The 8,457-nt window shown below is 61.0% G+C and carries 8 protein-coding genes and 1 pseudogene; 4 read left to right on the forward strand and 5 right to left on the reverse strand.

Translation table 11 applies throughout. The features are described 5' to 3' along the window. Positions 1 to 71: 71 nt before the first annotated feature. The 4 genes from WBP53_RS00345 to wrbA all read right to left on the reverse strand — a co-directional run bounded on the left by WBP53_RS00345 (position 72) and on the right by wrbA (position 1,921). Positions 72 to 557, reverse strand: a complete 486-nt coding sequence (locus WBP53_RS00345) for an asparaginase domain-containing protein (protein ID WP_423924791.1) — start codon at positions 555 to 557, stop codon at positions 72 to 74. 71 nt (positions 558 to 628) lie between these two features. Next, positions 629 to 817 carry a hypothetical protein gene (locus WBP53_RS00350; protein WP_423924792.1) on the reverse strand — a complete coding sequence of 63 codons (189 nt, stop codon included), beginning with the start codon at positions 815 to 817 and terminating at the stop codon, positions 629 to 631. A gap of 163 nt (positions 818 to 980) precedes the next feature. Then, on the reverse strand, positions 981 to 1,325 hold the full coding sequence (locus WBP53_RS00355) for a DUF2069 domain-containing protein (protein WP_423924794.1): 345 nt from the start codon (positions 1,323 to 1,325) through the stop codon (positions 981 to 983). Then, on the reverse strand, positions 1,322 to 1,921 hold the full coding sequence (gene wrbA / locus WBP53_RS00360) for an NAD(P)H:quinone oxidoreductase (protein WP_423924796.1): 600 nt from the start codon (positions 1,919 to 1,921) through the stop codon (positions 1,322 to 1,324). The genes WBP53_RS00355 and wrbA overlap by 4 nt, the downstream gene beginning before the upstream one ends. Before the next feature lie 172 nt (positions 1,922 to 2,093). On the opposite strand from wrbA, the gene WBP53_RS00365 reads away from it, so the two are divergent. From WBP53_RS00365 to WBP53_RS00380, 4 genes are all read left to right on the forward strand, one after another. Further along, a complete protein-coding gene (locus tag WBP53_RS00365) occupies positions 2,094 to 3,371 on the forward strand; it encodes a YihY family inner membrane protein (protein WP_423924798.1) in 1,278 nt (425 codons plus the stop codon). Beyond that, on the forward strand, positions 3,368 to 3,859 hold the full coding sequence (locus WBP53_RS00370) for a TlpA family protein disulfide reductase (RefSeq protein WP_423924800.1): 492 nt from the start codon (positions 3,368 to 3,370) through the stop codon (positions 3,857 to 3,859). The genes WBP53_RS00365 and WBP53_RS00370 overlap by 4 nt, the downstream gene beginning before the upstream one ends. Positions 3,860 to 3,866: 7 nt before the next feature. After that, positions 3,867 to 4,133: an acylphosphatase gene (locus WBP53_RS00375; protein ID WP_423924802.1), complete on the forward strand. Its 267-nt coding sequence runs from the start codon at positions 3,867 to 3,869 to the stop codon at positions 4,131 to 4,133. Between the two features lie 203 nt (positions 4,134 to 4,336). Further along, complete coding sequence (locus tag WBP53_RS00380) at positions 4,337 to 5,227, forward strand: MipA/OmpV family protein (RefSeq protein ID WP_423924804.1); 891 nt, start codon at positions 4,337 to 4,339, stop codon at positions 5,225 to 5,227. A gap of 382 nt (positions 5,228 to 5,609) precedes the next feature. Here the strand turns inward: WBP53_RS00380 and gcvP are convergent. Beyond that, a pseudogene (gene gcvP / locus WBP53_RS00385) lies at positions 5,610 to 8,456 on the reverse strand (aminomethyl-transferring glycine dehydrogenase). Between the last annotated feature and the right edge of the window lies 1 nt (position 8,457).

Below are 8,457 nucleotides of genomic sequence, written 5' to 3' on the forward strand. Positions count from 1 at the left end.
CTGGTGTCGACTGCAGTCAGCGCGTCAGTAGTTGAAGTCGCGCAATCCGCGTTCCTGCCATCCGATGGTGATCAGGCCGGTTCGAAGCGGTTCGCATCACGGTTCTTGCGCACGTTTGCCGGATTCCAGATGCGTCCGTTCATGGCGATGTAGACGCCATCGGGAAGCGACTGCACGGCGCCGACCGCGCAGCCGATGTTGAAGACCGCGTCCGAACCCTGGAATCGCGCCGGATTCAATGCACCGGTCAGGATGATGACCTTGTCCTTGATGCTGCTAAGCACGGCAGCCGTCTCGACCATGGTGTCTGTTCCGTGGGTCACCAGCACGTGCTTGTGCGGTTGCGCCTGGATGAGGCGACGCAGAAGGTCGCGATCCGCGTCATCAATGTGCAGGCTGTCCTTGCGCATCGCCGGAAGCACGTCGAACTCGAATACCACGCCGAGTGTTTCCAGAATCTTGCCGATCTGCGGTTCACCGATCTCGTAGGTGGACTTGTCATCGAAATAGACCTTGTCGATGGTTCCGCCGGTGGTGACTATGGACAGATGTTGCATGCTGGATCCTCGCGATTTCGGTTGTGGCCGCATTGATGCAGCGCGGCTTGCGCAGCCGCCAATGATACGGACTATTGGGGCGACGCATCGAGCAGGTCGGTTGCGCGGCCAGGATTCGGGTTGTGCAGGCCATTCGATCCGGTGGCGATAAACCGTTCCAGTGCATGGATGGGTCGCCGCTCATTCGAGCGGGCAGGGCTCTGCATCGGATCGCACGGGGTACCGGGCAGGATCTCCAGTTTCATAGATACCAGCAGCATGGCCTGGTCGCTGCCATGCCTTTTTCGAGGACTTCCACCGCGCGTGGCAAATTAGCGACGTGTTGGCCGTGGCTTTCGGGACGCGATCCACCGCGACCGGTAATGCAGGTTCAGCCGGTCAGCCAGCGTACCTCAGGCACGCCCGAGGTTTTCAACACGGGGACTACTTCGAAAAGGGCGATTTACCCGATCGTGCGATCCAGCCAAGCGTTCCGATCAAGGCCACGCTGAGGACGACCTCGATGAGTGCGAGGGTGCGAAGCGCGGGGATCGACCACGCAGCCACGATGCCATGGCAGAAATAGCCGAGGCTGACGATGCCCACCCAGAGCAGGGCGCGTCGGGGGCCACGGCGCAATGCCAGCAATGGCAGTAGCAGGGGTGTCAGGGTGAGTGCCAGTGCGAGACCCATGCGGCCATTGGTCGGTGGCGCAAGATACGCGTGCCAGAGCAACTGCAGCAGGATCAGCGCAGCCCATGCAATAAATCCGCTGCGGATGGGAGTCATGCGCCAGCACCCAGTCGCGAACTGATTTCGGCCACGCGCTTGCCCAGGCAGCGCGCAAGGATTTTTTCGTCTTCGCTGATCGGCCTGTCGCCGCTGGCGCCATCCACATGGCTGGCACCGTACGGCGTGCCTCCCGTCGTCGTGCGATTCAAGGCGACCTCGGTGAATGGGATGCCGACCATCAGCATGCCGTGATGAAACAGCGGAAGCATCATCGACAGCAGCGTGCTCTCCTGCCCGCCATGCATCGTGCTGGTCGAAGTGAATACGCCAGCGGGCTTGCCCGCGAGCGTGCCTGATGCCCATTCGGCTCCCAGCGTATCGATGAAGTGCTTCAGCGGTGCAGCCATGTTGCCGAAGCGTGTCGGGCTGCCAAGGATCAGCCCCGTACATGTTTGCAAGTCTTCGGGGCTCACATACGGTGCGCCATCTTCAGGAACCGGTGGCTGCGCCATTTCGGTAACCGCTGCCACGGGCGGCACGCTACGCAGGCGCGCACTCATTCCCGGCACTTCTTCGACGCCACGCGCAACCAGCCGCGCAAGTTGGGCGACCTTGCCGGTGCGGCTGTAATACAGAACCAGCACTTCACTCATATGCCTTGGTTTCCAGAGAAAGGAACGCGTGCCGATTGGCCCGACCGTGCCGTTAAGCTAATCTCGGCGGATGATCTGCCCCGGGCTAGCCAGGTTCGCAGCGACTTCCCCGATCCGCATTCTGCGGCGCGGGACTGAGGCAACACCAGATCCACGGAACCCATAATAGACGATGCGCACTCGACTGGATCGCGAACGCAGCCTTGCCTTCCTCGACTTCACGTGGGAGCGATTCCTCGAGGATCGCTGCCTGCAGACGGCTGGCGCCCTGGCTTTCACGACCTTGTTCGCGATGGTGCCGCTGACCGCCGCAATCCTCGGGATCCTTTCGGCGTTCCCGGTATTCGAGGAATGGCGAATCCAGTTGACGATCTGGGTATTCAACAATTTCGTTCCGGCTGCCGGCGATGTGGTGCAGACCTATCTCACCGAGTTTGCCGCCAACGCGAGCAAGGCGACGGCCATCGGTGTGCTTGTGCTGGTCTTCAGTGCGATTTCCCTGATGATGAGCATCGAGGACGCATTCAACCGGATCTGGCGGGTCAAGGCGCATCGCGGTGCGGCTTCGCGATTCGTCATCTACTGGACGGCCCTGAGCCTGGGGCCGATGCTGCTGGTTGCGGCTGTTGCGGTCAGCTCCTATCTGGTCGCGCTGCCCTTCATCGATGCGGCGGCGACCCAGTTTTCAATCAAGGCGCGCGTGCTTGCGGCGTTGCCATTCCTGATCGTCTGGGTGGCCATGATCACCGGCTACATGGTCATCCCCAACCGCAGCGTGCGCTTTCGTGATGCAGCCCTTGGCGGCCTGATCGCAGCGGTCCTGTTCGAGTCGGCGAAGTACGGTTTTGCGTGGTATGCGGGCGGCATCGCCACTTATCAGCAGATCTACGGCGCGCTCTCGATCGTGCCGATCTTTTTCCTCTGGATGTATCTGTCATGGATCATTGTCCTGCTCGGCGCATCGATGACGGCGTCGCTCAGTTCGTTCGATTATCGGCATGCTGACGACCGCATCGACCCCGACCAGGAGTTGTCCGGCCTGCTCAACGTGATCGGGCGCCTGGCAGCCGCACATCGCGAAGGGCAGGGGCTGCATAGCGCGCAATTGCTTGAGCTGGAGCCGTATCTGACCGACGACCTGTTGCAGAGATACCTTGGCGACCTCAGCGAGGTTTCGATCATCCGGCGCACCGAGCTGGATGAATGGATCCTTTCGAGGGATCTTGGTGGTATCACCCTGCTGGACCTTTATCGCGCCGGGAACTACCGTTTGCCGGTGGGCAGCCAGCTCCTGCCGGGCGAATCCGCTGACGACAAGGGGCCCAAGCCGATTCAGGAACTCGCCATGACCCTGTCCGAGCGCCTTGCAGTGCCGCTGTCCAGCATTGTATCGGTGCCCCACTCGACCCATGTAGATGAGTCATCTGACAAACAAGGAAATCCCCAATGAAGAATTGGCAGACGCTTCTGCTCGGCTTGTTCATCATGGTCGTTCCCGCCAGCGCCTTTGCGGAAACGGCCGTGCAGCCGACGCTGAAGGTCGAGACTCTGGACGGCAAGACCTTCGACCTTGCCAGCAAGCGGGGCGAATGGGTCGTCATCAACTATTGGGCAACCTGGTGCGCTCCGTGCATCGCTGAAATGCCGGAACTCTCGGCCTTCATCAAGGGGCACAAGGACGTCAGCGGTATCGGCCTCGCCTACGAGGATACCGAGCGGCAGGAAATCATCGACTTCCTCGCGAAGCGTCCGGTCGACTATCCGATTGCCCAGATTGACGTGGATGATCCCCCTGCGGATTTCGCCACGCCGCGCGGCTTGCCGACGACCTACCTGATCGCGCCTGATGGCTCTGTTGCCAAGCGGTTTCTCGGGCCGATTACGGAAAAGGATCTCGAGCAGGCCATGGCTGCGGCCAAGCCGGCAAGCGAGAACTGAGTCGCCCATGCCCTGCGCCCGTTTCCATGTTTCCGGACGCGTTCAGGGAGTCGGTTTTCGTGCCGGTACCCGTGCCCAGGCCATGCATCTGGATATTCATGGGTACGCATGCAACCTGCGCGATGGGCGAGTGGAAGTCCTTGCCGAAGGAAGCGCCGAGTCTCTCGCGGCGCTTGAAACCTGGTTGCAGAATGGTCCCGCAGGTGCCCGCGTCACGGAAGTGGTGCGCGCGGATGTCGAGGAACAGTCGCTGGCCGGGTTCTATACGCGCTGACCTGAACCAGGTCCGTTGTTTGCTGAACGACATCGATTCCTTGCCAGCAGGACATGAAAATCGAGCCTGATTGGCGCGAGTAGTTGAGTCGCCTCGCCGGTACGCCGCACAATGTCGGTCTTGCATGTCGCCGGCATCTGGCCTCATTCTGCCAATTCGCCGCATTCCTGCCTTTCCCTTTCCTCAAATCTCTGGTTTCTCTGATGAAACAGCTCATGGTCCTCGTTGCGGCATCCTGCCTTCTGGCCAATTTCGCGGTGGTGCAAGCACAGGAGGAGAGCGTCACTCCTGTTGCGCCGACCGAAGTCGTGGATGATCCGGCGACCGAGGCGGCCCCGGGCGGGCCGCCGGAGTTCCTCAAGAAGGTCACTCCCGATGGCGTTTCACTGGGCGTCGGCATGCTGGTCACCAAAGGCATCCTGCTCGGAGAGGATGCTCGAACCTATGTGGTGCCGACCATCGGCTATGTAGGCGAACGCGTGTTCATCACCGGTATCAGCGGTGGCGTTCATCTGTACAAGAACGACGGGTTTGCGCTTGATGTCTTGCTGTCCGCGCGCCTGGACGGCTGGGACGCTGATGACCTGAGTGCCTCTGAATTGGCCGATGTCGGTATCGATCGCAATCTGCTGGTCAACAGGAAGAACGAGCTCGACGCAGGATTTGGTGCGTCCTACTCATCATCGAACTGGGGCAAGCTCAGCCTGACTGCCAAGGGCGACGTGACCAATGCCAGCGATGGCTACGAAGTTGCCCTCCTGTATCAGGCGGCGTTTGAATGGTGGGGTGGTGCACTCGTTCCCAGCGCCGGCATCAGCTACTGGTCGGATGACCTCAGCAACTACTACTACGGCACGCTTCCGCAGGAAGTGGCCGCCGGAGTACCGAGCTACCAGCCGGGATCCGCCATCGTGCCGAATCTCGGGCTGACTTTCCTGCGTACCTTGCCCAAGGACTGGTTGTTCTTCGGCGGACTCCAGTACCAGTGGCTGAGCGACGATATCATCGACAGCCCGCTGGTCGATCCGAGTGCCCGCAATGGATTGCCGAGTGTTTTCCTCGGCTTCTCGCATTCGTTCGGGAAGATTCACTAGCGCGGCGTCTTGATCGGGTCAATGCATCGCGGCTGAGGCCGCTTCCTACGGGGTATCCGATAGCCGAACGGCTGGTCAATCTCGTGCCAGTCGTGGACTCGCGAGAGTGCTTCGAGCTACCTGGCTTATCGTAGGAAATGGCTTTAGCCATGATGCCTTTGCTCCTGATGTCGAACGAAGAGCATCGCGGCTGAAGCCGCTTCCTACGGGTTTTCAACAGCCGAATGGCTGGTCAATCTCGTCACCGGCGCTGAATTCGATCACTATCCCGCCTTGCCGCTTCGTCGTTGGCTTCAGCCATGATTCTGCTGCACTTGATGTCGAACGAGAAGCATCGCCCCTGACGGGCCTCCTGCAAAAAGTCAGAAGTCGCAAGCAACTCCTATGCTTCGACTTCATCCTTGTAGGCGTCGATCGGAATGCAGGCGCACATGATGTTCTTGTCGCCGTAGACGTTGTCGACGCGAGCAACCGGTGGCCAATACTTCTGCAGTTTGAGCGATGCCAGCGGAAACGCAGCCAGCTCACGCGGATACGCGTGTAGCCACTCGCTGTCAGTCACCATGGTTGCCGTGTGTGGCGCGTGCTTGAGCGGGTTGTCTTCGCGGTCGAGCTTGCCTTCCTCGACAGCGCGGATCTCCGCGCGTATTTCGATCATCGCATCGATGAAACGATCCAGTTCGTGCAGCGATTCACTTTCGGTAGGCTCGACCATCAGCGTCCCGGCAACCGGGAAGCTCAATGTCGGCGCATGGAAGCCGAAATCGATCAGGCGCTTGGTGACATCTTCCGCCCCGATGCCAGTGGCGTCCTTGAGGGGGCGCAGATCAAGAATGCACTCATGCGCGACCAGTCCATTGCGTCCGGTGTAGAGCGTCCTGAAATGCGGTTCCAGACGCTTCGCCACGTAGTTTGCGTTGAGTAGTGCCACCTGGGTCGCCTTGCGCAATCCGGCAGTGCCCATCAGGGTGATGTACATCCAGGAAATCGGAAGGATGCTTGCGCTGCCGAAACTGGCGGCGCTGACCATGCCGACTTCACCTTCTCCGCCCATCGTGCGTGGAAGGAAAGGGGCGAGATGGGATTTCACGGCACAGGGCCCGACGCCCGGTCCACCGCCACCATGGGGGATGCAGAAGGTCTTGTGCAGGTTCAGATGCGAGACATCCGATCCCCACTTGCCTGGCTTGGCCAGGCCCACCAGGGCGTTGAGATTGGCGCCGTCGGTATAGACCTGGCCGCCGTGACGATGCACGGTCTCGCAGATCGCAACGACGTCCTCCTCGAATACACCATGGGTCGATGGGTAGGTAATCATCAGCGCGGCGAGACGATCCGAGTACTTCTCGGCCTGGGCGCGAATGTCATCGACATCGACATTGCCGTCCTTGTCACAGCGGGTGACCACGACCGTCATGCCACACATTTGCGCGGAAGCCGGATTGGTTCCATGTGCCGACTCGGGAATCAGGCAGACATCGCGATGGCCTTCGCCTCTTGAGCGGTGCCATGCACGGATCGCAAGCAGGCCGGCGAATTCGCCCTGGGCACCCGAATTCGGCTGCAGGCTGACCGCGTCGTAGCCGGTGATCTCGACCAGCATGGCTTCGAGTTCATCGATCAGTTGCGTGTAGCCAGTAGCCTGGTCGGCAGGCACCAGTGGATGGATGTTGGCGAATTCAGGCCAGGTGACCGGAATCATTTCGGCGGTGCCGTTCAACTTCATGGTGCACGAACCCAGCGGGATCATCGTGCGATCCATGGCCAGGTCCTTGTCGGCGAGCGCGCGCATGTAGCGCAGCAGTTCGTGTTCGCTGTGATGTGTGTTGAACACCGGATGCTGGAGGAACGGCTGCTCGCGCAGCAGGCCTGACGGCAGTGCGTCCGGAGTTTCCTGGTCGAGGCCATCAATGTCGCCGATGGTCGCGCCAAACAGGCTTGCCAGGGCTTCCAGGTCTGCTCGCGTGGTGGTTTCGTCGACGCTGATGCCGATGCTGCTCGCGTCGATTGCGCGTAGATTGATCCGCGCAGCACTGGCCTTCGCATGCAGGGCGTCGGCATCAATGCCGACCACGTGCAAGGTATCGAAGAAATCGGTTCCGACGGTGAGGCCGGCCTTGCGCAGGACGCCAGCAAGTATCGCTGCCAGACGGTGCGTGCGCCTGGCGATGCGTGTCAGTCAGTCAGGGCCGTGATAGACCGCGTACATGCTGGCCATGACCGCCAGCAACACCTGCGCCGTGCAGATGTTGGAGGTCGCCTTCTCGCGGCGAATGTGCTGTTCGCGGGTTTGCAGGGTCAGGCGATAGGCCGGCTTGCCTTCGGCGTCGATGGAGACGCCAATCAGGCGGCCAGGCATGGAGCGCTTGTACGCATCGCGGCACGCCATGAACGCGGCATGCGGGCCGCCAAAGCCGAACGGCACGCCAAAGCGCTGACTGTTGCCGATGACGATGTCGGCGCCCCAGGCACCGGGTGCGCGGATCAGGGTGAGCGCGAGCAAGTCGGTGGCCACTGCAACGAGTGCGCCACGTGCATGCACGGCATCGGCAAGCGCGGCGTAGTCGTTGATCTGGCCGAACGTATTCGGGTATTGCAGCAGGACGCCGAAACTGTCGACCGTGGCGGCCTCGGCGTCGTCGCCGATCTGCAGTTCGATGCCGAGCCCGTCAGCGCGTGTGCGCACGACTTCCAGGGTTTGCGGGTGGACTGCACTGGATACGAAAAACACATTCGATTTCGACTTGGTCGAGCGCTTGGCCAGGGTCATGGCTTCAGCCGCCGCGCTGGCTTCGTCGAGCAGGGAGGCGTTGGCGATTTCCATGCCGGTCAGGTCCGCGACCATGGTCTGGAAGTTGATCAGCGCTTCCATGCGGCCTTGCGAGATTTCCGCCTGATAGGGCGTATACGCCGTGTACCAGGCAGGATTTTCCAGGATGTTGCGCAGGATGACGTTTGGCGTGTGCGTGCCGTAATAGCCCTGGCCGATGAAGCTGCGGTAGACGCTGTTCCTGTCGGCAATCTTTCGGATTCTGGCGAGTGCGTCGACTTCGCTGATCGCTGCCGGCAAGGCCAGCGGGGAGGCCGACCTGATCGTGCCAGGCACGATGGCATCGGTCATCGTCTCGAGCGAATCGTGGCCGATGAGCTTGAGCATGTGCTCGATTTCGGCGTCGTTGGGGCCGATATGGCGTTCGACAAACGCGGAATGGTGTTCGAGGTCGCGCAGG

This window comes from Dokdonella sp., assembly GCF_049593775.1.
GTDB lineage: Bacteria > Pseudomonadota > Gammaproteobacteria > Xanthomonadales > Rhodanobacteraceae > Dokdonella.